The organism is Allomesorhizobium camelthorni (assembly GCF_011045125.1).
GTDB classification, from domain to species: Bacteria; Pseudomonadota; Alphaproteobacteria; order Rhizobiales; family Rhizobiaceae; genus Allomesorhizobium; species Allomesorhizobium camelthorni.
The window spans coordinates 1-966 of the sequence record NZ_JAAKZF010000279.1 but is presented as its reverse complement, the minus strand read 5'-3'; the positions used below and the strand labels follow the sequence as shown (position 1 = coordinate 966).

At 64.2% G+C, this 966-nt stretch carries 1 protein-coding gene; it reads right to left on the bottom strand.

Features of this window, described 5'->3' with window-relative positions:
* Window positions 1-915 (bottom strand): IS66 family transposase (gene tnpC, locus G6N73_RS35870; protein ID WP_165034573.1); only part of this gene is annotated, 915 nt, incomplete at its 3' end.
* Window positions 916-966: the final 51 nt, after the last annotated feature.

Sequence of the window (966 nt, the reverse complement as noted above, 5' to 3'; positions counted from 1 at the left end):
GGCGAAGGCCCTTTGCAGCCAACGCTTGAGCCGTGAGGGCAGCATGTCCTCACTTGCCTCGTCCGCATAGGCGACGTCGCGGGCGAGATGCGCCAGGCAGGTCTGATGCGCATTTGCGTGCCCTTGCTGCGCGGCATAGCGATCGGAACACCAGACGTCGGGCCGATGGCCGTCCATCAGGGTCCGGACCACGACGGCGCCGCGCGTTGGCGCCGCTTGATGAACAACCGCTTCGGGGCAGCGAAACACCCAGTGGTAGGCGTTGCTTCCTTCGATCCGCACGCCGGTCTCATCGGAGGCGATGACCTTGGCCCGGCGCAACGCCGCGACGGCCTTGTCGCACTCGGCCGCGAAGGCGCCCTGCGCACGGCGCAACATGTTCATCAGTCCGCCCTGGCTGATGGTGAGACCGAAAAGGTTCGCGAACGCGCCCTGCAGCCGCTCGTAGGATAGGGCCTGGAAAGTCTTGAGATAGGTCGCTACGGCGTGCACGCGTGGCCCAAACGGCGTCCCCTTCGCCGCATCTGGCACAGCCGCGACGACCAGCGTGCCGCAGGACGGGCAACGGACTGCCAGACGCCGATGGCGCTCAATCAAAGGCCTGATCGCGGGAAGCTCAATCTTGTTGTGCTCGCTGACGGTTTCGGCGGGAAGATCGTTCGACAGGCTGGCCCGGCAGCAAGGACATTGGTTGGGATGATGGTCGATGATGCGATCGGCATCCTCGCTCAGGGCGCGGCTGTGACCCTTATGTCCCGGCTTGGCGCCGCCGGGCTTCGCCTTGTCCCGACGCTCCTTGCGATCGCTCGACGGAGGCTTCGATGACGTGCGCGACGTCTTGTCCGGTCGCTGCATCCGCAGCACCAGATCGATCAGTTCCTCCTTCGTCAGACGCTGCAAATCACTGCGATCCATATCCACATGGATTCAGGGATTCTTGCTCCTGACAAGGGCGTGGGTAATTAC